Origin of the sequence: Terribacillus sp. FSL K6-0262, assembly GCF_037977385.1 — a bacterium.
Taxonomy (GTDB): domain Bacteria; phylum Bacillota; class Bacilli; order Bacillales; family Amphibacillaceae; genus Terribacillus.
In genome coordinates this window covers 2,014,844-2,040,162 of sequence record NZ_CP150277.1, presented here as the reverse complement: position 1 = coordinate 2,040,162, position 25,319 = coordinate 2,014,844, and the positions used below count along the sequence as shown (strand labels likewise).

General features: G+C 46.9%; 25 protein-coding genes and 1 riboswitch. Of the genes, 7 read left to right on the top strand and 18 right to left on the bottom strand.

What is annotated here, in order from left to right; genetic code table 11:
- The first annotated feature begins 287 nt into the window (after positions 1 to 287).
- The 3 genes from MHI54_RS10560 to MHI54_RS10550 are packed head-to-tail and all read left to right on the top strand — an operon-like array spanning position 288 to position 3,249.
- Positions 288 to 1,313 (top strand): Ig-like domain-containing protein, encoded by a 1,026-nt coding sequence (locus MHI54_RS10560; RefSeq protein ID WP_095214449.1) that lies wholly within the window; start codon positions 288 to 290, stop codon positions 1,311 to 1,313.
- Positions 1,258 to 2,613 (top strand): hypothetical protein, encoded by a 1,356-nt coding sequence (locus tag MHI54_RS10555; protein ID WP_095214450.1) that lies wholly within the window; start codon positions 1,258 to 1,260, stop codon positions 2,611 to 2,613. The genes MHI54_RS10560 and MHI54_RS10555 overlap by 56 nt, the downstream gene beginning before the upstream one ends.
- 12 nt (positions 2,614 to 2,625) lie before the next feature.
- A complete protein-coding gene (locus MHI54_RS10550) occupies positions 2,626 to 3,249 on the top strand; it encodes a class D sortase (protein WP_095214451.1) in 624 nt (207 codons plus the stop codon).
- 24 nt (positions 3,250 to 3,273) lie between these two features.
- Here the strand turns inward: MHI54_RS10550 and MHI54_RS10545 are convergent, their stop codons facing one another.
- Together MHI54_RS10545 and maa are read right to left on the bottom strand one after the other, a co-directional pair.
- Positions 3,274 to 4,413 carry an ROK family transcriptional regulator gene (locus MHI54_RS10545; protein ID WP_095214452.1) on the bottom strand — a complete coding sequence of 380 codons (1,140 nt, stop codon included), beginning with the start codon at positions 4,411 to 4,413 and terminating at the stop codon, positions 3,274 to 3,276.
- Positions 4,414 to 4,497: 84 nt separating this feature from the next.
- The gene (gene maa, locus MHI54_RS10540; RefSeq protein ID WP_340082944.1) at positions 4,498 to 5,058 is read right to left on the bottom strand and encodes a maltose O-acetyltransferase; all 561 of its coding nucleotides are present in this window, start codon (positions 5,056 to 5,058) and stop codon (positions 4,498 to 4,500) included.
- A gap of 109 nt (positions 5,059 to 5,167) precedes the next feature.
- Between maa and MHI54_RS10535 the strand changes: the two genes are divergently transcribed.
- Together MHI54_RS10535 and MHI54_RS10530 are read left to right on the top strand one after the other, a co-directional pair.
- Entirely contained in the window at positions 5,168 to 6,016 is an 849-nt protein-coding gene (locus MHI54_RS10535; protein WP_340081444.1) for an N-acetylmuramoyl-L-alanine amidase, read from the top strand.
- A gap of 94 nt (positions 6,017 to 6,110) precedes the next feature.
- Complete coding sequence (locus tag MHI54_RS10530; protein WP_095214455.1) at positions 6,111 to 6,458, top strand: hypothetical protein; 348 nt, start codon at positions 6,111 to 6,113, stop codon at positions 6,456 to 6,458.
- A 60-nt stretch (positions 6,459 to 6,518) separates the two neighbouring features.
- On the opposite strand, the gene MHI54_RS10525 is transcribed toward MHI54_RS10530, so the two are convergent.
- The 3 genes from MHI54_RS10525 to MHI54_RS10515 form a co-directional block, all read right to left on the bottom strand.
- Positions 6,519 to 7,571 carry a tetratricopeptide repeat protein gene (locus tag MHI54_RS10525; protein ID WP_340081443.1) on the bottom strand — a complete coding sequence of 351 codons (1,053 nt, stop codon included), beginning with the start codon at positions 7,569 to 7,571 and terminating at the stop codon, positions 6,519 to 6,521.
- 101 nt (positions 7,572 to 7,672) lie between these two features.
- Positions 7,673 to 8,176 (bottom strand): GNAT family N-acetyltransferase, encoded by a 504-nt coding sequence (locus tag MHI54_RS10520; protein WP_340081442.1) that lies wholly within the window; start codon positions 8,174 to 8,176, stop codon positions 7,673 to 7,675.
- Between the two features lie 50 nt (positions 8,177 to 8,226).
- Positions 8,227 to 8,616: a YfmQ family protein gene (locus MHI54_RS10515; protein ID WP_095214458.1), complete on the bottom strand. Its 390-nt coding sequence runs from the start codon at positions 8,614 to 8,616 to the stop codon at positions 8,227 to 8,229.
- 156 nt (positions 8,617 to 8,772) lie between these two features.
- Here MHI54_RS10515 and MHI54_RS10510 point away from each other — a divergent pair, with 156 nt between their 5' ends.
- Positions 8,773 to 9,192 carry a DUF4064 domain-containing protein gene (locus MHI54_RS10510; RefSeq protein ID WP_095214459.1) on the top strand — a complete coding sequence of 140 codons (420 nt, stop codon included), beginning with the start codon at positions 8,773 to 8,775 and terminating at the stop codon, positions 9,190 to 9,192.
- Positions 9,193 to 9,209: 17 nt separating this feature from the next.
- Here MHI54_RS10510 and brnQ read toward each other — a convergent pair whose 3' ends face one another.
- The 10 genes from brnQ to MHI54_RS10460 all read right to left on the bottom strand — a co-directional run bounded on the left by brnQ (position 9,210) and on the right by MHI54_RS10460 (position 19,712).
- Positions 9,210 to 10,538, bottom strand: coding sequence for a branched-chain amino acid transport system II carrier protein (gene brnQ / locus MHI54_RS10505; RefSeq protein ID WP_340081441.1), 1,329 nt, complete (start codon positions 10,536 to 10,538; stop codon positions 9,210 to 9,212).
- 500 nt (positions 10,539 to 11,038) lie between these two features.
- Positions 11,039 to 11,656, bottom strand: coding sequence for a LysE/ArgO family amino acid transporter (locus tag MHI54_RS10500; RefSeq protein ID WP_198946044.1), 618 nt, complete (start codon positions 11,654 to 11,656; stop codon positions 11,039 to 11,041).
- Between the two features lie 235 nt (positions 11,657 to 11,891).
- A complete protein-coding gene (locus MHI54_RS10495; protein ID WP_340081440.1) occupies positions 11,892 to 13,097 on the bottom strand; it encodes a M20 family metallopeptidase in 1,206 nt (401 codons plus the stop codon).
- A gap of 3 nt (positions 13,098 to 13,100) precedes the next feature.
- Positions 13,101 to 13,961 carry a MetQ/NlpA family ABC transporter substrate-binding protein gene (locus tag MHI54_RS10490; protein ID WP_340081439.1) on the bottom strand — a complete coding sequence of 287 codons (861 nt, stop codon included), beginning with the start codon at positions 13,959 to 13,961 and terminating at the stop codon, positions 13,101 to 13,103.
- A gap of 5 nt (positions 13,962 to 13,966) precedes the next feature.
- Entirely contained in the window at positions 13,967 to 14,629 is a 663-nt protein-coding gene (locus tag MHI54_RS10485) for a methionine ABC transporter permease (protein ID WP_095216240.1), read from the bottom strand.
- Positions 14,620 to 15,645, bottom strand: coding sequence for an ATP-binding cassette domain-containing protein (locus MHI54_RS10480; protein WP_095216239.1), 1,026 nt, complete (start codon positions 15,643 to 15,645; stop codon positions 14,620 to 14,622). The genes MHI54_RS10485 and MHI54_RS10480 overlap by 10 nt, the downstream gene beginning before the upstream one ends.
- A gap of 77 nt (positions 15,646 to 15,722) precedes the next feature.
- Positions 15,723 to 15,831: riboswitch (SAM riboswitch) on the bottom strand.
- Positions 15,832 to 16,013: 182 nt separating this feature from the next.
- A complete protein-coding gene (locus MHI54_RS10475; RefSeq protein ID WP_340081437.1) occupies positions 16,014 to 16,721 on the bottom strand; it encodes a lactate utilization protein C in 708 nt (235 codons plus the stop codon).
- A complete protein-coding gene (locus MHI54_RS10470; protein ID WP_095216237.1) occupies positions 16,718 to 18,148 on the bottom strand; it encodes a LutB/LldF family L-lactate oxidation iron-sulfur protein in 1,431 nt (476 codons plus the stop codon). Before MHI54_RS10470 ends, MHI54_RS10475 begins: the two co-directional genes overlap by 4 nt.
- A gap of 12 nt (positions 18,149 to 18,160) precedes the next feature.
- Entirely contained in the window at positions 18,161 to 18,877 is a 717-nt protein-coding gene (locus tag MHI54_RS10465; RefSeq protein WP_095216236.1) for a (Fe-S)-binding protein, read from the bottom strand.
- 124 nt (positions 18,878 to 19,001) lie between these two features.
- Positions 19,002 to 19,712, bottom strand: coding sequence for a FadR/GntR family transcriptional regulator (locus tag MHI54_RS10460; RefSeq protein WP_095216235.1), 711 nt, complete (start codon positions 19,710 to 19,712; stop codon positions 19,002 to 19,004).
- A 152-nt stretch (positions 19,713 to 19,864) separates the two neighbouring features.
- Between MHI54_RS10460 and MHI54_RS10455 the strand changes: the two genes are divergently transcribed.
- Positions 19,865 to 21,664, top strand: a complete 1,800-nt coding sequence (locus MHI54_RS10455) for an L-lactate permease (protein WP_340081436.1) — start codon at positions 19,865 to 19,867, stop codon at positions 21,662 to 21,664.
- A 25-nt stretch (positions 21,665 to 21,689) separates the two neighbouring features.
- Here the strand turns inward: MHI54_RS10455 and MHI54_RS10450 are convergent, their stop codons facing one another.
- The 3 genes from MHI54_RS10450 to MHI54_RS10440 form a co-directional block, all read right to left on the bottom strand.
- Positions 21,690 to 22,322, bottom strand: a complete 633-nt coding sequence (locus MHI54_RS10450) for a pentapeptide repeat-containing protein (protein ID WP_095216233.1) — start codon at positions 22,320 to 22,322, stop codon at positions 21,690 to 21,692.
- 96 nt (positions 22,323 to 22,418) lie between these two features.
- Entirely contained in the window at positions 22,419 to 24,305 is a 1,887-nt protein-coding gene (locus MHI54_RS10445) for a beta-glucoside-specific PTS transporter subunit IIABC (RefSeq protein ID WP_340081435.1), read from the bottom strand.
- 102 nt (positions 24,306 to 24,407) lie between these two features.
- Positions 24,408 to 25,250, bottom strand: coding sequence for a PRD domain-containing protein (locus tag MHI54_RS10440; RefSeq protein WP_095216231.1), 843 nt, complete (start codon positions 25,248 to 25,250; stop codon positions 24,408 to 24,410).
- Positions 25,251 to 25,319: the final 69 nt, after the last annotated feature.

Genomic DNA, 25,319 nt, shown 5'->3' with positions numbered 1-25,319 from the left:
AAGCATAAAATCATTGGCCTCCATCCCATAAAAGTAAAAAAATCCTAGATAAAGTATTTCACATTAAGTACTAATCTATCAAATTATGGAAAACAAGGTTGTATCCTTTGAAATTTTAGCCAGGGAGGCTTATTGTATCGTTTAATATTACAGAAAAGTTACATTTTATAACAAATTCTGCTGCTTCCGTACATAGCAAGACGTGTTTTGAGACCAAATATAAACTCAGAATTTGTTGTCAGCCTTTCTGCTTTAGCCAATTCCCTGTGAAAAGAGGTTTTCAAAGGATGAGAAAAAGAAGAAACTATGATCACAAAAAGAATATGCAGCGAAAAAACAAGCTGCGAATGGCAAAGCGCTCCTCCGCCCTGCTTGCTGCAACGGCGATTATGGTGACCCCCTATGTCTATGATTCCGAGCAAAAGACTCTCAGTAAATATACGGCTGAAGCAGCGAATATCGCTGTACTAGGCAACCAGACACTAAGCGCAAGTTATGAAGGCGGTATTCTGACCCTCAGGATTCGCGGAAATCAGCTGGCTAATATAGGTGCATTAAGCACCTACTCTCCAAATTTCCAATTACCCGAAGAACTTGCGAGCATTCTGCAAAACCCGAATATACGAAACCAAACGACCATCAGCTATAGCATACCCTATGCCGGTATAGGAGGCATCGCCTTGAACAATACCGGATCTGTTACGGGCGATCGTATAAGTGTCAATACGACAACCAATTCCATTGGTACAAGTATTCGGCATACACTTGGGCTTTCTGTCTCCAGCCCCACTACCTTCACAGCCCGTATCAATCTAGCAAACTTAGGGATCACAAAATTACCGAATGCCCCAGATGGTACTTTGGACTTTCGGGCTGTGGCTACAGACTCCCTTATCACAACCATCGATTTGCTTAATAGCCGAGGTGCCCTTGCCTCCATTACAACAGGAATATCCGACACACAGCCGCCGGCAGCACCAGTTATCCACGCTGTCAATAGTGAAGATAGAACTGTCTCCGGAACTGCCGAAGCAAATAGCCGCATCAATATCACACTGCCAGATGGCTCCACTGTCACTGCCACAGCTGATGCCAACGGTAATTGGTCTGCCGCCATTTCCCCGCAGCGGCCCGGCGGCACCATTTCGGCTACAGCTACGGATGCTGCCGGTAACAGAAGTGCAGCTGGAACCATCACAGTTACTAACGCAGATACCGAGTCTCCTGCTGCACCGGTGATCAACCCCGTGGACAGCGATGATACAACTGTCTCCGGAACTGCCGAACCTGGATCAGCTTTTCGCCTTCCTTGAACAGGAAATAAACGGAAATTCATTCATACAAGAAGAAAGTAATTCCAATTTTTGGGATGAAATAGCGGTGAACACTTATCTTTTTAAACGAGTCTGGAACCGTCCGCTCAGTCCCTTTCAGTTAAAAGAATATAAAGGTAGAACAGTCTACCTGTTTGACACAGTGTCGGCTTTTATAGAACCAAATACAATCATCCGTTTACAGAAAAATCATCATAAAAGCAGCATACGCCCCATCCGCCATCTTGATCGTCATATCGATACACTGATTCAATGCAGCACCAATCATCTTAAGAATCGGGTACAGCCCGACGGGAAGTTTGACTATGGAATGTATGCTGTCGGCTCCAAGCCGATTACATCTTACAATCTCATTAGGCATGCCGATGCTATCCACTCCCTTGCCGAGGGATATCGGTGGAAAAGTACATTGCATCAATATGATTACCAGCTGCTGTTAAAGATGAAGGCTGCTTTGCACTATCTGTTGACATTCAAAGCAGAGAAGGATCATGAAACGGTCCTTATCGAAAAGAATCCGCAAAATCAACTGTTTTCCCTCGGTGCAACAGCTGCAGCTATTACAGCCATCGCCGACTACCAATCATTGACTGGAGATGAGCAGTATCTTGAACTCGCAGAAAGGATGGCTAATGGCCTGCTGATGTTACAAAACAAAAGCGGCAGCTTTCTGAACATCACTGCCAAGCAGCACCCAGCTGGATACGATGCCAAGGCTGCCTACGCCTTGCTGCGCCTATTCCAATTAGATCATATGCCCAAATGGCTGGATGGGAGCAAGCTTGCATTTGAGCATTTCATCAATCGCAAAGCGCAGCCAGCCCTGAATCATTGGCTCAGCTATGCTGTTTATGAAATGACCGGTATCATTCCTGATCGACGATATTTCGATATCGAGCTGGATGGCATCCAGAAACGGCTGGATGCCATGAAAGGGAAATCATTCCCATCACCAACCTACTTGCAAGACCTGATATGCGCGAGACAGCTAATCGATCGCATGCAGCAATTACATATGGATCATCTTTTACGCGGGTTTGATCTGAAGAATTTAGAGGATACAATCCACTCTCGCGCTGATCAGCATCGGGCTGGCTTCTTCTATCCCGAGATAGCCATGTATATGGAAAAACCCGGATCGGTGGTCGGCAGTTTCTTCAATCGCCAACATGGCTATCGTGTACGCATCGATGACCTGCAGCATAATATCAGTGCTTATTGCCTTTATGCTCAATACTATCTGACTGATTGGCAAGAGCAGTCGCTTATTCCCTCTTAGGAGGTGTGTTGGTTGCTGAAGTTTATCGGCTATACCTTTATATTGACCGGGGCTATTGCACTTATTTTGACTGGCTTCCAATTCTATCGGATGAACATACAGAGCGACGAACTTCTGGAAGAGGTCAAGACTATGCTCGCCGAGGCGAAAAACGATTATGGCGAGGGCGGGAACCCTGCAGAGATTACCGATTCTTCCGAGGAAGCAAATACCAATGGTGATGCAATCCACGAGGAACCAATTACGGAAGGTAAACTCATCGGCGTTCTCCGGATACCGGCAATCGATCTCGAAGTCTCTATTGCAGAGGGGACAAATCCCCAAGAACTAAAATCAGGAGTCGGTCATGAGCCAGGCTCCAGCTTACCTGGAGAAGGCAGACAAGTATTTCTGGCCGGACATAATGATTCCACCTTCCGGCGTGCAGGAGAGCTGAAAAAAGGTGATGCATTAGTCATCGAAACCAGACAGGGGACTTTCACTTATTACATGTACAAACATGATATCGTCCACGAATCCGAAACGGATGTCATCACACCCGGCGATAGTGAAACACTGGTCCTGATGACCTGTTATCCTTTCACAGGTTGGGGCTCTCCTACTGAGCGCTACCTCATTTATGCAAAGCCTAAGTAAAAGGCACAGCCCAAGCTGTGCCTTTTAAACTGGAATAAAAAGATCTGCCAATTGTAATGCTGCTGCACCTAAAGCCGTCGCATACACTCCGTGTTTACTTACCATTATCTCAGTCTGGGCCGCTTCTTCCGTCAAGGCACGACTGATGATTTCCTCCTTAAGCGGCGGGAGTAAAAAAGCCTCGCTTCCCATCACTCCTCCCCCAAGAATGATCCGGTCGGGATTCAATAGGTGTATAAGGTTGACCAGACCGATTCCGAGCATCCGGCCCGCTTGCTCCAAAACGATCCGGGCCGCTTCTTCACCTGCCTGTGCAGCCTTGTAGACCGCTTCTCCATCCGGCAGCCCTGCAATCCGTGCAATCGATGGTCCACTCGCAAGGGTCTGCAGGCAGCCGCGATTTCCGCACGCACACTTCTCTCCGTTTGGGTCGATGGACATATGTCCCAGCTCCCCAGCCAATCCGGCAGCCCCATGGAAAAGCTTCCCTTGAATGATGATTCCTGCACCGATCCCTCGTCCCACATTGACAGCAACGATGCTATCCTCCATATTGCAGCCGCCGAACCACGCTTCACCAAGTGCCATTGCCCGTGCATCATTATCCACCTTTACCGGAATACCGAATCTATCTTCGAGCTCCTGCTTGATCGGAATATGGCGCAGCCCCAGGAGAGGCGCAATTTGCGAAATGCCATTCCCTGCATCGACAACCCCATGCATCGCTACCCCGATACCGATGATTCGCTCTCTTTGCATGGCATGATCATCGAGCAATTGTTGAATAGTTTGTTCCACTTGATACAAAAAATCCTTATTCTTCCGGACATGAAGCGGATGAGATATATACCCTAATATCTCTCCAGTAAGAGTTGTCAAAATACAGTCGACTGTACCGGGGCCCGCATCGACGCCAATGACGAATAATCCGTCGGTACGGATATGAAGCATCGTAGGTTTCCGGCCGCCGCTGGAGGTTCCGAGCTTCCTTTCCTCCACCAGACCCTGCTCGATCAATTCCTTGACGATGACACTGACGGTCGGAGGTGTCAAACCGGTCTCTTTTGCGATATCAGCACGCGATATCGGTGCCGATACGCGAATTTTATTAAGGATCAATGACCTGTTCACCGTTTTCATCAATTGAAATGTACCACGCTGCATAAGAACCGCTCCACTATCAATAATTTTTTCACTATATCATGATTCAATAAAAGTCGATAACCACGGACAAGCCAGCCGGTCTCCCTATATCTCGATTTGTTTGATGACCTTTGCCGGGTTGCCGCCGACAACTGTATTTGCCGGGACATCTTTTGTGACCACTGCACCCGAGCCAATGACCGCGTTATCGCCGATCGTAACACCAGGATTGATGACTGCCCGTCCGCCAATCCAGACATTATCCCCGATCGTCACCGGTTTGCCAAATTCATACCCCGAATTACGCTCTGCCGGATGAAGCGGATGTGTCGCAGTGTAAATATGTACACCTGGAGCAAGCATGCAATTATCTCCGATACGAATTTCACATATATCCAGCATGACACAATCAAAATTTGCATAAAAGTTTTCCCCTAGATGAATATTGTAGCCATAATCACAACGGAAAGTCGGCTCGATGTAGACATTGCCTTCAGCAGAGCCTACTATTAGCTGTAATAAATCAGAGCGCTTCGCATGCTCATAGCTTGTCGTATCGTTGTACTGTCTGATCAACTCCCGAATCTCCATCCGCCTATCCGTCAATTCCTTATCTGCTGGGCGATAAAGCTTCCCTGCCACCATCTTTTCCCTTTCCGACTTCATCATCTTCCCTCCAATCCTTCCTGGGAATCTATTACATTCTGTATCTATTGTTATAAAACTCTTGATTGCTGACCATACTGATCCTATTATATCGCAAAGGAGAATCACAATGCGTACCGGCCTTAAAGTTGCACTGCCTCTATTATTCATACTCGTTGCAATTCTATTGATTGTTCCCACCCAAGCAGACGCAAGCGTTTCGAAAACAGGACAGACTACTGCAAATCTGAATATCAGGGCTGCCCCATCGACGGATGCTGCCATTCTCGGAAAATTCCAAGCGGGCACCCAGTTCGAGTACATCGACAGGGGGGATGGTTGGGGACAGATTACCATTCAAGGCCAGACAGGATACTTGAGCTTGGATTATGTAACACCAGCAAATGAAGAAAAAGCCGCTCCATCCAAATCAGCCGGCAGTCAGCAAGTGCACAGGATCGTCATCGATCCCGGACATGGCGGCAAGGATCCCGGTGCAGCTGCCAATGATACAACGGAAAAATTGGTTTCCCTGTCCATTTCAGAGAAGCTGCAGCAAAGATTGCTCCAGCATGGATACGAAGTAAAGATGACGCGCAGCGATGATATTTTTATTCCTTTATCGGAGCGCACGACCATATCAAATAGTTGGAAGGCGGATTTATTTGTAAGCGTCCATGCCAACAGCGCAGCAACGTCTTCGGCGAAGGGCTTGGAATCTTATTACTATGGTGCAAGCAGCAGCGGGAAAGAACTGGCTTCCAGCATCCAGACTGCACTCGTATCCAATACAAATAATGAAAACAGGGGCACACACAGCGCGGATTTCTATGTGCTGCGTCACACCTCCATGCCAGCTGTCCTGGTAGAAACAGGGTTTATCTCCAACCCAGAGGATGCTGTACTGCTGAACGACTCTGACTATCAGAATAAAGTTGCCAATTCGATCGCTGAAGGAATCGAAGAATATGCAAGCTGATCAAGACTGCCTATCAGGCAGTCTTTTTTTACGAAATATTCATACTGCTCCCGTCATATAATCGTATAATTGTAATGGATAGGGGGTATCCATCGTGAAATATCTACTGGATTTCATTTTAGCAGTCCTATTAACCGGTCTTTCCTATTACGTCGGCGGCCTATTATTCCGGCATGGCCTGCCGATCTGGCAAGCATTGATCATCGGAGTCTCCGTCGTTGCCCTCGGCGCATTGACAGAGGCACTTGGTGCACCGATTTGGCTGATTGTGCTCGTTCCATTTCCAGTCGGGATGCTTCTTTTGTATTTGTTCCTGCAAGTGCCCATTCCGACATGGTTCCTCACTTATGTCACAACATTGGCGTTTTACGTCTTGTTGCACATACCAATGAGTTATTTCTTCCAGTTTCATAGTTTGATTCCAGCCTGGAAGCTATCCTGAAAAACCAAAGGAGCTTGCTGGAAGCAACCTCCTTTGTCTGCACCCTGAGGGCCGCATCCATTATTTTAAAGTCAGAAGATAATACTTTGATGCATTTTCGAAGTCTTGGTTTTCCTTATAATACTTCGCAAGCTGCTCTGAAAAATAACGTACATTGGAATCATCCTCAATGGATTGAAAGTATTTGATTCCTTCCTGCCAGACTCCTTCAAAGCTGTATCTATCGATATATTGCTTATGCAGCATCGCAAACATCCACTTATAGGTATCCTCATCACGCTCTTTACTTCGTGCAAAGCCTTCCGCAAAATATTCCATCGCCTGTTCCCTGTTCCCTAACAGGAAGTGGCATTCCGTAACATGATACAGGCTTTTCAAATAATATTCCGGATGTTTATACTGCATGGAGCGGTCGAAATGCCCCAGCGCTTTTTCAAGCCGATTTTGCTTAAAATACAGCACACCAAGATTATGATGGATATACAAAGGAAGCCGCAACTCAGAATCCGGGGCACCGTGTTCCAGGGCAGAAAGGAATAATTCCTCCGCTTTGCGAAAATCTGTCATTTCCAAATAATTCAGCCCTTGGAGCTGGCGGCACTTTGCAAGCTGCAATTCCTGATTATGGCGCATAGCTGCTTCGATTGCTTTATCCGCATTCAAGACGGAAAAAACAGTCATTCCCATATAATAATACGTATTGGCCAGTTTATAATAGAAGTCGGACACTTCCCGCTGATCGATTTGTACCGTCAAAAACGGTTCTGCACGTTCATATTCGACGATCGCTTCCTGAAGATTGCCCTGCCTGTACAGGAGCAGCCCCTTAAAGAAATGGTAATAGTATAGATTTCCGTCGGTGAGCACAAATGCTTCCGCCGCCCCTTCAAGCAGCTTCTCGCCCTTATCCAGATCACCCTTCAGCATCTCCAAACGTGCATCATACAGCATACTTCTTGCCAGCAGCTTTTCATCCCGGATAAAAGCTTCCAATTCAGCTATTTCATTGCGGATTTTTCCAGCAGCACGTATTTGCTCCGCTTTGATGTTATCGTATAACTTCTCCAGCTGCTCGGTAAACATGACTGTGTCCTTCTGATCTGTCTGGTACATCGGCTCACCCTCTTTCTCTTCTTATGAGAATCATCGGTTAATTTTACAGCATTGTTTAGAAGGATAAAAAGAAAAATAGATCCACCAGTGGTGAATCGTACTCATTTCAGCTTCTTCCCATATATACGGTATGCTTTTTCATTTGGATAAAAAGAATCTCCCAGCAATACCCATCCGTTTCGTTCATAAAAGCGAATGGCTCCGCCATTATTTTCACGGGCAGTCAAGACCGCTGTTTGGTTTGGGACGCCATCCAGCAGCCGATCTAGCAGAGCCGCACCGATCCCCACTCCGCGCATGGAGGGTGAGATGACTAACTCCACGATTTCAAAGCAATCATCCAGCCATTTCAACTTGTTGATATCTTGCAGTGCCGGCCGCAGCAGATCATGATAATATTGTCCCGGTCGTGAAATATAACCATATACCAGACCAACCAATTGACCTTTTTCGTCCAGCTGTACAAGACCCTGATAGCCAGGATATGTACTATGACGAACGAATCTGGGAGCAATATCGCCATCACTTACTTGCCAAGCTTCTTGATAAAAGATTGCCGCTGCTTCAATCAGCGCCGCATCCCCTGCCAATTCCCGGATCTTCATCCTGCTCACTCTCCCGTCTGCTGTTTCTATCCATTATAAAGGAAACCGCATCAGTGTACAGCCTGGTCTTGCAATGGCTGCGAGCGCAAACTATAGGAGAAGACCTTCTTTTTGGTATGTTTGAAAACGTCTACCCGATCTGGGTATGGATAGATGAGATATTTTTCGTTTTTCACGTCAATCTCAAAAGGTATCCCCTCAGCTGCTGGCGGATAGTAATATTTTTCGAGGAAGTTCGCTTGATTGAATTCGTCCACAATATCCCTCTGCTTTTCCTCAGACAATACTTTTCCATTCTGCTTCACTGTGACATCATAAGATAATGTCGGATGAAGCTGAAATCTTTTCCCAATTTTTTCAACAACTGCGCTTGGTGCAGATGCAGCTATGATTTTAATCAGGCTGGCAACTATCAATAAGACTATGAATACCCATGACAAATCTTTTCGCCTCGATTCGAATTAAATCGTGCTAATGATACCACATATCCCCGGCTTCTTCTTCCTTATTTTTGACAATAACATGACAGATACGCCTTCGGTCCTATTCCCTGACATGTTCATTAAACCTACACTGGAAAAAGGAGGTGATATTCCATGAAAACACCTAAAATCTTAACAATACTGTCCTTATTTTTATTGATCATCATGTTTTTCGGCAGTTTGCTGTTCACTCTCACATTGCCGCAAAATCAATCCATGATACAGGCTGTGACTGCATTTCTTGAAGATGACCCCAAATATCAAAAAACACTTGCTGACGGCGAAACTCCTTCCTCATCCCTGGAAGAAATGGCTGCCGGAACGATGTCCTCCCTGCAAGTACTCTTTGTCATTCCCACTGCATATATCGGGATCATCGCCATCATCGTTTTCATCAGCCTGCTGATCATTCCGAAAAGACCAGGAAGTGCAGCACTGACATTATACAGCGCAGCGATTCTATCGCTTGCAACTATTATTGTCCCAGTGCTCCTATTCATTGCAGGCAGCATGATGAGAAAACGCGCTGCATAAAGAAATACCCTCCTAAATCAGGAGGGTATTTCTTTACTTCTTGATTTGGCTAAAAGCAATCCAAGCAAACCGCCAACTACTGACGGAACTATCCAACCCAGACCGACTTCATAGAAAGGCAGGATTGTATGGAACAAATCGTTTACAGCCGTTATTTCCAAACCTGCCTCATTGAAGCCATCGAAGATACTCACACAAAAAGTCAGTACAAGACTGCCGATATACACTTCCCGTTTTCCGCCAAATAACGGATGCAGGAAGGTAAGGAAAATGAGACTGATTGTAATAGGATAAATAGCCATTAAAACCGGAACCGAAATGGAAATCAATTCAGTAAGCCCTATGTTGGTAACTACAGCGCTGAAGATGGACAATATAATCGCGAAGGTTTTATAAGAAATACGCGGCATCAGTCCATGGAAGAATGTCGAACAAGATGTAATCAGACCGACACTTGTAGTAAGACAGGCAACTGTAATCATCAAACCCAGGAATATCATACCCCATGAGCCAAAATAATGATCGGAAACCTCGGCAAGTATCTCGGCGCCATTGCTTAAATAGCCTAGCTCACTCACACTTGAAGCTCCCATGAAGGACAGTGCTGTATAAATCACTGCCAGTACCACTGCGGCAATCGCTGTTGCCATCAAACAAACTTTCATGACAGAGCCTTTGTTTGTGATTCCTTTATCCTTTAAGGCATTGACGATGATGATCCCGAATACACAGGCAACCAGCGCGTCCAATGTCAAATAGCCCTCCTGGAAACCCTTAAAGAAAGCATGTGCCGTATAGTCACTTTGAGGTGCCTGGAATTTCCCGATCGGGAACGCAATCGCCACGATCACCAGCAAGCCGATAAAAGCCAGCTTGATCGGTGTCAGGAACTTACCGATGACATCGATGATTTTGGAAGGATTCAGCGACAATAGACAAGTGATCACAAAGAACAGGAGCGAGAACAAGATGAGTGGCAGCGGTCCCGGTTCAGAAGGCAAGAATGGTTTCAAACCTATTTCATATGATACATTCCCTGCTCGCGGTATCGCGAAAAACGGTCCGATTGCAAGATACAGAATAACCGTATAAACCATTCCGAATACCGGGTGCACCCTGCTGGATAAGGACATAAGATCCTTCTCGCCTGAAAAAACGAAGGCGATGATTGCAATCAGCGGGAAGCCGACGCCTGTCACAAGGAACCCTGCATTGGCAATCCATATATTTTCACCAGCTTGCTGCCCAAGCATCGGCGGGAAGATCAAATTCCCCGCTCCGAAAAACAAAGCAAAGAGCATCAAACCAAGGATGATCGTAAATGAACCTGGTACTTTCTTTGACACAAAAAAACCTCCACTAACTATTGGAATAGTCTGATAAATAGCAAAATATTGAGTTTAATATACATTTCCGTCAGATTTTCTGACACAATACTGGTTAGTATAATACTGAATTGTGCAACATTCAAGAAGTTTTTATTAGGAATGTTCTGTAAATATATGTATGACAAAATTATTCAGTGCTTGCACACCGCAACCACTCAGCCATAATTCACCAATGTCATTTCAATTAACTAAGGAGAAAAGAATCTACTATCCAATCAAAATTCTGGGATTCAATGATGGCATTCCCGCAACACTTATCCTTAAACCGCTCCTGCCTACCAAGGCAGTATCCTGCAATCTCTTGGTTTTCACAGTCATCCTCATGCATGATTTGATTGCTGTTTTTTCAGGGAGGTACTTTTATGGCTATGCTGCCGCAAAGACGGCATGGAAAGCATATCGAAAGGAAAAGCAGGATTTCACATAAAAAAATCCCCTGCCTAGCGGCAGAGGTATTGCTATAACAATCTGCTCAGACGGATTAGCATAAACACCGCCATGGACCATATCAACAGTGCTGAGATACGATTCAGAATCAGCAGCAGTTTCCCTTGTGCAACCAAACTTCCGATAAGTCTCCCCGCAGCTGCCAAGCCGAAGAACCAAATCCAGGAAACGGCTATGCATGCCATCGAAAAGCTCCATTTCTCCGGACCCGAATACGCCAGGGAGCTTGTCCCGATAACTCCGACAATATCCAATATGGCATGAGGATTCAGCAAGGATACAGATGCAGCGAAAATGATTTGCTTTCGTGGGGGGAAGCTTTCTTCACCCGCTTGTACGGTATCCGGAACTGATTTCCAAAGTCCCCATCCTATATAAGTCAAAAAGCAGAACCCAATTCCATAAAGCACTGTCTGGATCCAAGGTATTGTCCACACAAGCACCGAAACACCAGCGACTGCCATGGAAATCATGATTGTATCGGCCATTCCAGCTGTAATTACTGCCGGAAGCGTATGAATCATCCTTTTTTGAATGATACCTTGATTGAATAAGAACACATTTTGAGCTCCAAGGGGCAAAATAAGCCCGAAAGCAAGAATGATTCCATGTATGATCGGCTCCATCATCTCTCTCCTCCCTAACTTAGCATATAGGACATTGAATCGCATGTCCTCATCCAATTGGTTGGTAATTCACCCAACCAATCATATAACGAAAAGCAGGAGTTGATGAAATGAATGAAATCGATTGGAAATGGAATCGTATCGTCAAAAACCCGAACTCACGCAAATCTGCGGCTGAAGATTCACGTAACAGTTCGGGTTTTTCATCTAACTGAAACACTTTTGCGTCATAGACCACTTACCCCATCACTTTTTCAGCCTTACTCTTTTCGAATACTGTCTTGGCTTGCTGCAGCAGCTCCTTGTCTGTCAATAATCGGTAACCTGCATGCGCCAAGACTTTGGCCCCTTTCAATACTGCTGCATCACCGCGCGCTGAGCGAGCTGCTTCACGGAATTCTTCCGTATGACCAATTAGATCTTCCGGTCCGATTTGGATATAAGGATGCGCCGCCGGGACCTCATAGCTAATATTACCTGTATCCGTTGAGCCGCGTCCCTTACCTTTTTTCACATGTACATATTCGCCGGCATTTTCCAGCTCTTCCTTCAGCAATTGATCCAACACTGGATTCAAAACAAAATCCTTCACTTCATTTTGAAATCTTTCTCTCTTGACAGTGGCTCCGGTGGCTAATGCAGCCCCCTGGGCAATATTTTTCACTTTTTGTGAAACTGCTTGTGCTTTACTCCATGTTTCTGCCCGGATGAAAAAGCGTGCCGACGCATATTCCGGAACGATATTCGGCGCATCCCCGCCGTTCGGGATGATTCCATGCACGCGTACATCCTGCGGGAGATGCTGCCGCAATGCATTGATACCATTAAAAAGCTGAATGACAGCATCCAAAGCATTGACTCCTTTTTCAGGGGAACCGGAGGCATGAGCTGATTTTCCGTAGAAATGGAAATCAAGCGGATCTACGGCAAGGAACTCCCCAGTGACACTTGTTCGTACAGAAGGATGTATGATCAAGGCAGCATCGATTCCCTTCAGCAGACCATGCTTGACAAAGCTGCCTTTGGCACTTCCATTGGGACCGCCTTCCTCAGCCGGGGTACCGAGGACGGCTACACTTCCGCCTATTTGATCCAATGTTTCCGCCAGGGCAATACCAGCTGCTGTACTGGCAGTACCAATGATATTATGACCGCAAGCATGCCCGATCCCAGGCAGCGCATCATACTCGGCAAGAAAAGCGATCCGTGGTCCTGGTTTCCCGCTATCTTTCAGCGCATAAAATGCAGTTTCGTGCCCTGCCACCCCCTTATCCACTTGAAATCCCGCCTCTTCCAGCAAACAAGCGAGCGTTTCACTGGCGAAAAATTCCTGATTGCCAAGCTCCGGCTTTGCATGGATTGCCTGGCTTGTTTGGATATACTTTTCTCCATTCTCCTCAAGATGCCATGAAATTCGGCTCATAGCCGTCACAGCTTTTCCCATCGCTCATTCCTCCTCCTGAAGACGTTTCAAATGCTCCTGCAGTTCTTCTTTTGGTACATCCACAACTATGGAACCGCCATTCGTATCATTCTCTACAGCTTTTTTCACTTCTTCATCCTGATACAATGCAGCGATTTTCTGATATATCTCATTGTTCTCGTCTTCTTTCCTTACCGCAAATACATTCACAAATGGTGTAATGCTGTCATCGTTGGCATTTTCCAGATAAATCGGATCTTCTTTTGGATTCAAGCCTGCTTGGCCTGCAACACCATTATTGATGAAGGATGCAGCTACATCCGGCAATACACGGGGGGTCTGCTGTGCAACAACAGGTACAATTTCAATGTTTTTCGGATTCTCTGCAATCTTGGAAGGATCACCGAACTGGCCGAAATCGTCTGCCAGTTTGATGACACCCGCAGCTTCCAAAGCCCGAAGCGATCTAGCCTGATTGGATGGGTCATCCGGAATGGCTACTTTATCGCCTTCCTTTAACTCATCCAGGCTATCGATTTTCTCTGAGTAAGCTCCGATCGGGGCTATTACTGTTGAGCCTATCGGGACAATCGTATCGCCATGTTCTTTGGCATATTGACTCAGGAAAGCAATGTGCTGGAAGGAGTTCATGTCTATCTCGCCATTGGCCAATGCTTGGTTCGGCAACGTATAGTCCGAGAATTCGACTAGCTCGATATTGATTCCCTCTTCCTTTGCCTTCTCCTTCAGGATTGGCCATTGATCTCCATCCGATCCTGTAACACCAATTTTAACGGTCTGGCTGCCGTCAGCTGAACTGCTGCCGCAAGCCGCTAGAACAAACACAAAAGCGAAGGAAATAATGCCAAGTAATGTTTTTTTCATTTTCTTCATCTCCTTAATATCCTTCTTGAAAGTGTATTGCCGATCCACTGGGCCAGCTGGACAAGTACAATCAATATAACGACGGTAACAACCATGACGCTTGTATCGAACCGCTGATATCCATAGGTCATTGCCACATGCCCGAGACCGCCCCCTCCAACTGTTCCTGCCATCGCAGAGAAATCAATCAAGCTGATGGTAATGAACGTCAATCCAAGAACCAGCGGACCAAGCGCTTCCGGGATCAAGATGGTATAAATAATCTGGAGCGGACTGGCGCCCATCGCTTTTGCGGCCTCAATGACACCCGGATCGATGCTGATGAAGTTATTTTCAACAACTCGTGCGATGCTGAAGGCTGCTGCTATACTCATCGGGAAGATTGCTGCCCATGTGCCGATTGTCGTCCCTACCACTTCTCTGGTCAGCGGACTGATAGCCACTAAAAAGATGATGAATGGAATCGGCCGAATGATATTGATTAAGAAATTGATGATTTGAAACAAAATCGCATTTTCCAGTATATTCCCTTTTCGTGTGACAAAAAGTAAAAGTCCGATAATGATGCCGAATACAGAACCTATCACCAACGTGACAGCCACCATCAAGATTGTCTGGCCGGTCGCTTCGACAATGCGCGGCCAGAATGTCTGCCAATCTACCCCCATGCCACTTCTACCTCCTCGATCTGAACGATATCATCCAGTTCCTTTACTGCGCTGACCGTTCTTTCTTCGTCTCCTTGGAAGCTCACAAGCAGATTCCCATAGAATTTCTCTTGTATCTCCTGTACGGAACCATACACAATATTCACATCGATATCATGCTTCCTCGTTACCCTGGATAATACCGGGTCACTCGCCACCTCTCCCTTGAAAATGATCCGATACAGCTTCTTCCCGCCTTTTTGACGCCATTCATCCAATAGGGAAGGAGACGGGAGATCCTGCTGTATGGAACGGATAAAACGTTTCGTTGTCTGGTGAATAGGATCTGTGAATGTATCGAATACTCCGCCCGTTTCGATGACCTCCCCTTCCTCCATGACAGCAACCTTGTCACAGATTGCCTGAATCACGTGCATTTCGTGTGTTATCAGCAGAATCGTAATGCCCAATTCCTTGTTCACTTTCTTCAACAGACGCAGAATCTCTCCTGTCGTATCCGGATCCAGAGCCGAAGTCGCTTCATCACATATCAGGATATCCGGGGAAGTAGCCAGCGCCCTGGCAATTCCAACCCGCTGCTTCTGCCCTCCAGAGAGCTGCTCTGGATAATTCTTCGCTTTATCCGAAAGGCCGACGAAGCGCAACAGTTCATCCACCCGTTCTTTTATTTTTGCTCGCGGCATTTTGGCCAGTTTCAGAGGATATGCAATATTACCAGCAACAGTACGCGAGGTTAGCAGATTGAAATTCTGAAAGATCATCCCGATTCTCCTGCGCACCTTCCGGACTTCCCTAGGGGGCAATTTGGCTAAATCTACCCCCTGCACCTCTACAGCACCAGCAGTAGGATTTTCCAGCACATTGACCAATCTCAGCAATGTGCTCTTACCGGCTCCGCTGAAGCCGATGATGCCGAAAATCTCCCCTTGCTCTATCGTCAGGTTCACATTGCGTACGGCGTGCACTTCCCGTTTTCCGATTGTGAAGGTCTTTGATACATTCTTGAACGTAATCAACTCTATTCCCCCTCGCTACACAAAAAGCCCTCTTTTTCTTATCCAGAAAAAGAGGGCTTCATTATGAAACTTCCTCATTCTCATCTTCCAAACACAGCTGTGTTTGCAGGAATTGGCACGGTATTTACGATAAACCCGTTGCCGAGACGTCATAGGGCCTGATCCCTCGATCTCTCTGGATAAGAATAAATCAAGTATGTAGTTGTTAGATTTGATTACCATGTTATGGGTTTTCCAATTGAATGTCAATCCATTTTTTTAAATAATCATTCTCTTTTGGAATTTCTTTAAACGAAACATTTTTACAACTGGCGGTTTGAAGCAACAGTTAAGATATACATTGATCCTGGTGTTTTTCCCCGAGCCATCTATTTATCTTCTATCACGATATAAGCAGCCTTCACAGGGCCATGCACCCCGACAACCAGATTCATTTCGATATCAGCCGAGTTGCTTGGTCCGGTGATGAAGTTAATACAGGATGCAATGGTCTCTCCTTTTTGTACTTGCTTGGATATTTGCTGCGCTGCCTGGGTCATCCGGGGAACGATGGTGCTTTTCGGTACGAGGGCGATATATTTATGCGGCAGCAAGCTCACCGTGCGGCCTTTGCCTTCCCCCGAAAACAGCACGACCGTTCCGGACTCAGCCAGCGTGATATCACTGAATGTAATACCGATATTGGCTTTCTCCACAATACCGATGTTGTCATATCCAATGGCAGGATCCCATTCATGCACATCGATTCCTTGTTCGGGCCACGATCGGAGCTGTTCACGCAAACCAAATGCTTCATAGCGTGGGTCTTGCCAAATGGCCAACGGGCCCCCGCCATAGGCTGCTATAGTATCTGCCAGCACATTCGGCAAGGCAGCCGAATCAGTCTCGATAAATTCGGTATGGATAAGCCGGCATTGATCGCGAAGTATCTCCACTAGCTCATCCGGGGTTTTATCAGTCAATGTCTTATCCTGCGGGCGATAATTCCAATTCCGCGCCGGCTTTTCCATCAGCACCTTTGTTCGGCCCAGACGGCTGGCCACATTCGCAAGAAAGCTGTCCTGATTCTGTATCATGCTTTGTCACGCTCCTTTTCGTGCTCCTTGAACCAATCACGGAAACGCTCTTTGTTCGGAGCCGGCAAATCACGAATTTCGGTCCAAGCCTTCAGCGGTCCCGGCCCTTTCGAAATGGTCTCATCCTTTGTAAAAGGCTTCATGACCGAGCTTGCCATTTTTGATCCAGCTGCATAAAGCGGATTGGAGGAAGCTCCTATACCAAATGCCTTCATGGCCATCTTCTCGGAAATCGGTGCACGCCCTTCCCTTTCGACAATCACTTGCCGATGGCGATGGAGCAGCTGATGCAATGGGATCTTGACCGGACAAGCATCCGTACAGGCTGCACAGAGTGTCGATGCATACGGCAGTTCCTTGAAATCATCATATCCGCCCAGCAGCGGTGTCAGCACTGCCCCGATCGGACCAGGGTATATCGAGTTATAGGAGTGTCCGCCGATGTGGCGGTACACCGGACAGACATTGATACATGCTGCACATCGGATACATTGCAGGACAGACTGGAATTCGGTCCCTAGGATACCGGAACGCCCATTATCAACGATGACCAGGTGGAACTCGGATGGGCCATCGGCTTCCCCCGCTGTCCGCGGACCTGTCAAAGCGGTGATATAACTGGTCAGCTTTTGCCCGACGGCACTCCTTGTAAGCAGTCCCACGAGCACTTCAAATTCTTCAAAGGTCGGTACGATGCGCTCCATCCCCATGACACAGATTTGCGTATCCGGTAAGTCGGAAACCATGCCAGCGTTCCCTTCATTCGTGACCAAACCAACCGAACCAGATTCGGCTATGGCAAAATTGCATCCTGTAATGCCGATGTCTGCCTGCAGGAATTCCTGACGCAATTTTTCCCTGGCATGCAGAGCCAGCTCCTCCGGCTTGGAAGTCAGTTTGTACTCCAGCTTCTCGGTAAAGACATCCTTGATCTGCTCTTTGTTTTTATGGAGTGCCGGTGTGACGATATGCGAAGGCGGATCATGGTCGTCCAGCTGCAGGATGTATTCGCCCAGATCTGTTTCGATGACATCGCAGCCTTCCTGTTCCAAGACAGCATTCAATCCGATCTCCTCCGTGACCATCGACTTCGCCTTCAAGATCTTTTGGGCCCTTTTTTCTTTCACGATACCTTTCACATAGTCATTCGCTTCTTCCGCAGTAGCGGCAAAAAAAACATGCCCGCCGCGCTTCTGCAGATTTTCAGCAAGCTCCTGCAAGTAGTAGTCCAGATGATCGAGGGTATGCTGACGTATCTCTTCCCCGTGGGAACGCCATTCTTCCCAGTTCCCCAGCTCCTCTGCTGCATCCAGCCTTCTCGTCCGAAGACGTTCCTGCGCTCCGGCGACTGCTCCGCGCATGAATGTATCTTCCATTTGCTTGTTCACATTTTCCTTGAATTTTTCATTCCCAATCTTCATCGCCATGGTTGTTCCCCCTCACCGACTGTTTAGCACTTCAGCGATATGCATCACCTTGACAGGCTTGCCGCGGCGCTGCATCCTGCCTCCAATATTCAGCAGACAGCCGCCATCCGCCCCAATCAGATAGCTTGCCTTCGTCTCCGTCACGGAATCCACTTTCTCATCGACCATTTGTTCAGAAATATTCCCCATCTTAACGGAAAACGTCCCGCCGAATCCGCAGCAATTCTGCGCATTGGGAAGCGGTTGCATTTCCAAGCCCTCTACATGCGAAAGAAGCTTCATCGGTGCATCCTTCACTCCAAGCAGCCTTGTCATATGACAGGATGGATGGTAAGTAGCCACCCCTTCAAGCTTCGCCCCGACATCCTCTATTTTCAGGACATCCACGATGAATTCTGTCAGTTCGTATGTCTTTTCGGCCAGCCGTTCTGCCCGGGGGCGCCATTTGGGATCATCCCGGAAAACATGCTGGTAATCCTTGAACATCGTGGCACAGGAGCCTGATGGTGTGACAATGACCTCGGCATCCTCAAATGTCGCAATCATCTTTTTCATCGCTTTCTTGGCATCTTCCACATAACCGGAGTTGTATGCCGGCTGCCCGCAGCACACCTGTCCTGTCGGAAATACAATCTCACAGCCCAGCCTTTCCAAAAGCTCCACCGTCGCCTTCCCGACATCGGATTGGAACATATCCACAATACATGTCGCAAATAATGTAACCTTCATGCTGCCACCTCACAAGTAAGGTCATCAGATGACCTGAATGATATCTGATTCCATCATACTACAACCGCTTTCATTTTCCAATACCTGCATATAAGGAAAAAGCCGCCTCGGTCGGCGGCTTATCCTAATCCATATAGGCACGGATCACTCCTTCTACATATTCCAAATGTCTCATCATTTCCAGTCTTGCTTGTTCAGGCTGCTGCAAACGGATAGCGTGCAGTATCGCTTCATGCTGCTTGTTCAATTCCTCGGGAGCTGCTTTTTCACCAAACAGGCAAATCTGTCTCGTTTCCCGCATGGATTCCCCTGTCAAATCCGATACATGGTGCATGAGACGCAGAAGCAGTTTATTTTTGGCCGCATGGGCAATCGTCATATGGAAAGCAAGGTCTGCTTTCTCTCCTTTTTCCGGATCACCTGCGAATTCCTTCATCTCTGCGAGCGCTTGTTCCATCTGTGCCAAATCTTCATCTGAACGGGTCAGTGCTGCTGAAGCGGCAATACCTGTTTCCAGTATATGCCGCACTTCCATAAGTTCTGCCCGGTCTTCTCCGCTCATAAGCAGTGCATGCTGAAGCGGGTAAACGATTCCCTCTGGTTCGAATGCTTTCACGTAAGTGCCTTCGCCCTGCTTCATTTCGACCAAGCCCATTGCCCGCAGGGTTGCCAGTGCTTCCCTGATTGCGGAGCGGCCGACTTGAAAGTTCTCAGCAAGCTGCGTGACGCTTGCCAATTTCTCCCCCGGCTTAAGATTGCCATTCCGTATCATCGAAAGCAGCTCATCGGCTACTTGTTCATATATTTTTTTGGGTTTGATTTGTTTGTATTTCATTGGGTTCCCACCTCCCCCTCATTATAAACGGAAATTTCCCAAATTTTCATTGCATTTTCAAAAAATTCCGCTTTATAATGTAAACAGGTCATCAGATGACCATGCTTTTGCATTATTTTGAAAACGCTTACTAAAAGGGGATGGAAAGGACGATGAGTTTATTAACATTATCATTGATCGCTTTAGTGCCAATCATGACGATCTTATTATTTCTCGTTATCTTAAACTGGCCTGCCAGCCGGGCTATGCCGGTTGCACTTGCCGTAACAGCAATGATTGCCGTTTTCGTTTGGGGGACCAAAACCAACGTGGTGGCAGGTGCCGCTTTCAATGGCCTGATCACTGCTCTTGAAGTCATCTTTATCGTATTCGGTGCTGTTCTGCTGCTGAATACGGTGAAGGAATCCGGTGCCATCCACACAATCCGCCGCGGCTTCATGACCATTTCGCCTGACCGGCGTATCCAGGCCATCCTTATTGCATGGCTGTTCGGATGCTTCATCGAAGGGGCAGCTGGCTATGGGACAGCTGCTGCCATTGCCGCGCCGCTGCTTGTCGCTGTAGGATTTCCTGCCATGGCAGCCGTTCTTGTTTCCTTGATCATACAAAGCACACCAGTATCATTCGGCGCTGTCGGAACACCGATTCTTATCGGAGTCAATACAGGACTGACTGATCAGCAAACAGTCCTGTCCGGCTTGCAGCAAACCGATATGAGCTACTTTGAATATTTGCTTTACATAACATCAAATGTGGTGCTGGTCCATGCTATAGTCGGATCGATCATTCCGCTTTTCGTCTCCGCCTGCCTTACGCGTTTCTTCGGTCCCAACAAGTCCTTTTTGGAAGGACTGCGAGCGTGGAAGTTCGCTTTGTTTGCCGGTTTTGCTTTTACCATCCCGTATTATTTGATCGGTATACTGCTCGGACCAGAATTTCCTTCCTTGCTTGGTGCGCTCATCGCCTTACTGATCGTTATACCTGCAGCACGCCAAGGCTGGTTTATGCCAAAGGATCAAACCTTCGATTTCCCGGAGCAAAATCAATGGGAAGACGAATGGATCGGCAAACTCAATCTAGTCCGGACAGAGGAAAGACCTGTACGCACCATCCCTATGTGGATGTCCTGGCTTCCGTATGTTTTGGTCGCTGGTATACTTGTATTATCCCGTTCTTTCGATCCGTTCAAGCAGTTACTGGAATCGTGGAAGATCGTTTTCACGGACACTTTCGGATCGGGAATAACAACCACCTCCACTCCGCTATATTTACCTGGGTTCTTATTCATCGTTGTCTCTGTCATGACGTTCTTCTTGCATCGAATGAAGTTGGATGCATACAGGAATGCCTGGAAGGATTCGTTTAAAACAGCCGCCAGCGCCGGGATCGCACTGCTGTTCGCCGTACCGATGATAAAGATTTTCCTTCATACCTCATTAGGCGCTGACAAAGTGAACGCTGCCACGGAATCACTTGCCGGACAAAATATGCCGCTCATACTTGCAGAATCCGTTGCTATGCTCACCGGAAGTCTATGGCCGATCGCTGCACCGACTGTGGGGGCATTGGGAGCCTTCATTGCAGGCAGCAACACATTCAGCAATATGATGTTTTCCCTGTTCCAATTCGGAGCCGCAGGCAATATCGGTCTGGATATCCACCAGGCAGGAACAGTTGTCGCCCTGCAGGCAGTGGGCGGGGCTGCCGGCAATATGATTTGCGTCCACAACATCGTTGCCGCTTCTGCCACTGTAGGATTGGCGGGAAGGGAAGGGTCGCTCATCCGGAAAGCGATATTGCCGATGTCCTATTACGTACTGGCAGCCGGATTCCTTGGTATGGCAATTATCCATGGCATCCTGAACGTCTGGCTCTTCCTGTATGCAGCCATCGTAATGTTTTATATTCTGCGTCTGGTCACCGCCAAAAGCACGTTACAGCCCGCCAGCTAAAAAAGCTTCCCGCCCGGGAAGCTTTTTACTTGATCACAAGTCCGATCAATGATGCGAATTGAATCGCCTGATGAGGAGAAACGATGCAGCCTTTCAGATCCTCGAGCGACACAATCAGCTGCTGGAAAGTACTCGTACTAAGATCGATGCCTTTTAGTGAAGTCTGTTCAAAATTGGCCTCATTCAAATCACAGTCAATGAATTCCACCCTTTTCAACCGATTGGCATAAAAGTCCGCCCCTTGCAGTCCGCAGGAGGAAAAGATCACTTTCTCCATCTTGGACCTGCCGAAAGATACAAGATTCACCAATGAATCCTCGAAAGCAACATTGCCTAAGCTTGACTCCGTCAAATCTGCGCCCAGCATCTTACAGCCTCGGAACTCCACGCGGTGAATCGAAGACTTGCTCATATTCACATTGGAAAAATCGCAATTCTCAAACCGGACATCCAGCAGATCCATTCCGGTAAAATCGGTATTGTTGAAACGGCTATTGCGAATCACTGCCTTCGACAATCGCAGCCGATATACGGATTCATTCGAAAAATCAGCTTGCTGCACCTGACACATTTCCAATTCCGGTTCTTCTTCAAAGAAAATATCGTGCATCCTTTTCTCCGGCAATTCCATCGCCAATTTCGGTTTATCAATCTGCATGCGCTCTATCCTTTACTTTCGATTTGCTGTTTACAGTCTAACATACGGTGTCAATGGAAAAAGCCCGCCTTTTAAGGCGAGCCTGGGTTAAATCTATCACGATATTCCCTTCTTTAAATCTGTATCCCTATTTTCAACCAAGGTTATAGCTGCTTCTCCAGAATTCAGGTACTTTTTGGTTTCAGGTATGACTTCTTTATAATGCAAAGCATTCGTAATGACCATGAGTGTCGTGCAATCGAAGCCTTTTTTCCGCAGGGTATCCAAATCGAATTCCGCAATCAAATCCCCTTTCGTCACGCTGTCGCCTGTATCCACATAAGATGTGAATCCTTCTCCTCCAAGCTTCACGGTATCCAACCCAATGTGTATCAGCACTTCCCCTCCATCAGCCGTCCTAAGGCCATAGGCATGCTTTGTCGGAAAAGCCATTTCCACTTTGCCATCAATCGGTGCATATAATCTCCCTTCAGACGGAATCAAAGCAATCCCTTGCCCCATCCCCCCTGAAGCGAACGCTGGATCCTTCACCTCGGCTAGTTTCACTACTTCCCCAGTCATCGGACTCACCACAACTTCTCCCTTTTTCCCATCCTTATTGCCCGGAGCTTCTTCCTGTCTGTGCTTTTCTCTTACTGGATCCGCCTCTTCCTTGAAGCCGAATAGGTAAGTCAGGATACATGCAAGAATTAACGCAACAAAATAGCCCAGTACATAACCGATGAATCCCGGACCTACAAAGATCGGAAACGTAAGGATACTTTTCGTTGCAGTTGCAATCGCACTTGCTCCGAATGCACTTGAGATACCTCCGCCAATCGCCCCGGCTATACATGCCAAGAGGAAAGGTCGTTTCAGTTTCAAGGTCACCCCATAGACAGCTGGCTCGGTTATACCGAATAAACCAGTGACGAATGCAGGTAAAGACAAAGCCTTCATGCCTTTGTTCCTCGTTTTCAGGAATACCCCCAGCGCAGCTCCTGCTTGGGCTGCAACAGCAGGACCTGTCATGGCACTTAATGTATCCCTGCCGTATACAGAAATATTATTCAGCATGACGGGGACCAATCCCCAGTGCAGTCCGAAGATGACCAATACCTGCCACATGGCACCCATGATCAAACCTGAGATGATGGGGCTGATTGTATAAACAGCCAGATAACCTGCTGCTATCGAGCTGCTTGCGAATGTGGCAATCGGGCCTACCACAAGCAATGTCAGAGGTACCATGATGACCAAGCAGAAAAATGGCGTAAGTAAATTCCTGACACTCTCATGGAATAGTTTTTTGAAAAAGCCCTCTGCATATGATAATACCCATACAGCTAAGATGATCGGTATGACCGTGCTGCTATATTGGGCAAGGACAACCGGAATAGACATGAAATCGACAGAGATGCCTTCCTTGAAGGCTGCGGCTAGATCAGGGTATATCAATGCCCCTGCCAAAGCGACAGCCAAGAATTGATTAACCTTGAACTTTCTTGCTGCCGTAAAGGCCAGGAAAATGGGCAGGAAATAGAAGAAACTGTCTCCAGCAGCATGCAGCACCTTATATGTCCCGCCTTGTTGATCAATCCAGCCAAAACTGACCAGTACAGCATTCAGGCCTTTGAGCAGTCCGGAGGCTGCCAATACACCCAATAGCGGACTGAAAATACCGGAGATAAGATCCACAAAACGGTTGAATAGATTCCCTTTCTGCTGTTCAGCTGCACCGTCCGCCGAAGAAGCGGACAAAGAAGTAATCTGGAGCAGTTCATCGTAGACATCACTCACGTCATTTCCTATGACGACCTGGAACATACCCCCGCTTTCCACAACCGTTACGACGCCCGGCATCGATTCTATCACTGACTTGTCAGCTGCAGAACGATCCCGCAATGTAAAGCGCAGTCTTGTTGCACAATGGTACACATCTTTTATATTCCTTTCACCGCCCACTTGCTCCAATATGGCCGCAGCCAATTTCTTCTTATCCATTTTCACACCTCCATTGAAATAAAAAAGACTCAGATCATAGCAAAATAAAGCATTGCCACAATCTAAGTCTGGCCTCCCGAAAAGTAACGAGCTTAGAAACCATCATTCAGTTTTCCTTTCCAAAAACCTTTGAAGATGCACCGTCAAATACGTGACTTCAATATCACTGATTTCATAGTTGTACTGATTGATGATATAATCCTTTATCTTTAGTGCCACTTGAAATGCCTTGCGATATTTCTCCCGGATGATGTCATAAAGTACCGTATCTTCCCGTATCTCAGGAGGTTCCTTATTCACGACACGATGGGCAAAGAATTTGAGATGCGTCATAAACCGGAACCCATTCATGGAATTATCATCGATACAAACTTGAAGATTATAGGTGACTAAGTTCATGATCTCTTTCATGCATCTGGTAATCTTCGTTATTGCGTTCATTTCACTATTTAACTCGGCACTGACAAAATGGAAGGCGATGAACCCCATTTCATCTTCTCCCAAATCGACCCCGAATTGATCGTTGATATAAGCCACAGCTTTTTCTGCAATACGGAATTCTTCCTTATACATTCGTTTGATTTCCCACAGCAGACCATTTTGCAGTTGGATTCCATCATGATGACGCTTGATGGCTGCGTGGATGTGATCCGGCAAGGATATATAGATACTCTCACTGAATTCTCGCTTCAGTTGCCGGCGCGCCATACTGATAATATCGTCCGCAATATGCATTTCTTCCAGCGATACTTCCTGCAGCATTTTTTTGAATTTCGCATACAGCCCCTTATCTTCAAGATAGAACCTTTTTTCCACTCTCTTCTCTTGAATTGGATCGCCTCGTTTCAATCCGAATGCAAGCCCTTTTCCGATCAGGATGACTTCATCTCCTTGGGAATCTTCACTTACGACAATATTGTTATTGATCACGCGATGTATCTCCATGTCTACCCCCTTCCGAAAAAAGAAAAAACTCCAACAAACGAATCAAAGGCTAAGGATAGCCGCTCTCAT

Coding starts and splice junctions, on each gene's coding strand:
- MHI54_RS10560 (WP_095214449.1), top strand. CDS start 288: ATGAGAAAAAGAAGAAACTATGATCACAAAAAGAATATGCAGCGAAAA.
- MHI54_RS10555 (WP_095214450.1), top strand. CDS start 1,258: ATGATACAACTGTCTCCGGAACTGCCGAACCTGGATCAGCTTTTCGCC.
- MHI54_RS10545 (WP_095214452.1), bottom strand. CDS start 4,413: ATGCAGCGTGGTACATTTCAATTGATGAAAACGGTGAACAGGTCATTG.
- maa (WP_340082944.1), bottom strand. CDS start 5,058: ATGAAGTCGGAAAGGGAAAAGATGGTGGCAGGGAAGCTTTATCGCCCA.
- MHI54_RS10535 (WP_340081444.1), top strand. CDS start 5,168: ATGCGTACCGGCCTTAAAGTTGCACTGCCTCTATTATTCATACTCGTT.
- MHI54_RS10525 (WP_340081443.1), bottom strand. CDS start 7,571: ATGTACCAGACAGATCAGAAGGACACAGTCATGTTTACCGAGCAGCTG.
- MHI54_RS10520 (WP_340081442.1), bottom strand. CDS start 8,176: ATGAAGATCCGGGAATTGGCAGGGGATGCGGCGCTGATTGAAGCAGCG.
- MHI54_RS10510 (WP_095214459.1), top strand. CDS start 8,773: ATGAAAACACCTAAAATCTTAACAATACTGTCCTTATTTTTATTGATC.
- MHI54_RS10500 (WP_198946044.1), bottom strand. CDS start 11,656: ATGATGGAGCCGATCATACATGGAATCATTCTTGCTTTCGGGCTTATT.
- MHI54_RS10495 (WP_340081440.1), bottom strand. CDS start 13,097: ATGGGAAAAGCTGTGACGGCTATGAGCCGAATTTCATGGCATCTTGAG.
- MHI54_RS10490 (WP_340081439.1), bottom strand. CDS start 13,961: ATGAAAAAAACATTACTTGGCATTATTTCCTTCGCTTTTGTGTTTGTT.
- MHI54_RS10485 (WP_095216240.1), bottom strand. CDS start 14,629: ATGGGGGTAGATTGGCAGACATTCTGGCCGCGCATTGTCGAAGCGACC.
- MHI54_RS10475 (WP_340081437.1), bottom strand. CDS start 16,721: ATGATACAGAATCAGGACAGCTTTCTTGCGAATGTGGCCAGCCGTCTG.
- MHI54_RS10470 (WP_095216237.1), bottom strand. CDS start 18,148: ATGGCGATGAAGATTGGGAATGAAAAATTCAAGGAAAATGTGAACAAG.
- MHI54_RS10465 (WP_095216236.1), bottom strand. CDS start 18,877: ATGAAGGTTACATTATTTGCGACATGTATTGTGGATATGTTCCAATCC.
- MHI54_RS10460 (WP_095216235.1), bottom strand. CDS start 19,712: ATGAAATACAAACAAATCAAACCCAAAAAAATATATGAACAAGTAGCC.
- MHI54_RS10455 (WP_340081436.1), top strand. CDS start 19,865: ATGAGTTTATTAACATTATCATTGATCGCTTTAGTGCCAATCATGACG.
- MHI54_RS10450 (WP_095216233.1), bottom strand. CDS start 22,322: ATGCAGATTGATAAACCGAAATTGGCGATGGAATTGCCGGAGAAAAGG.
- MHI54_RS10445 (WP_340081435.1), bottom strand. CDS start 24,305: ATGGATAAGAAGAAATTGGCTGCGGCCATATTGGAGCAAGTGGGCGGT.
- MHI54_RS10440 (WP_095216231.1), bottom strand. CDS start 25,250: ATGGAGATACATCGCGTGATCAATAACAATATTGTCGTAAGTGAAGAT.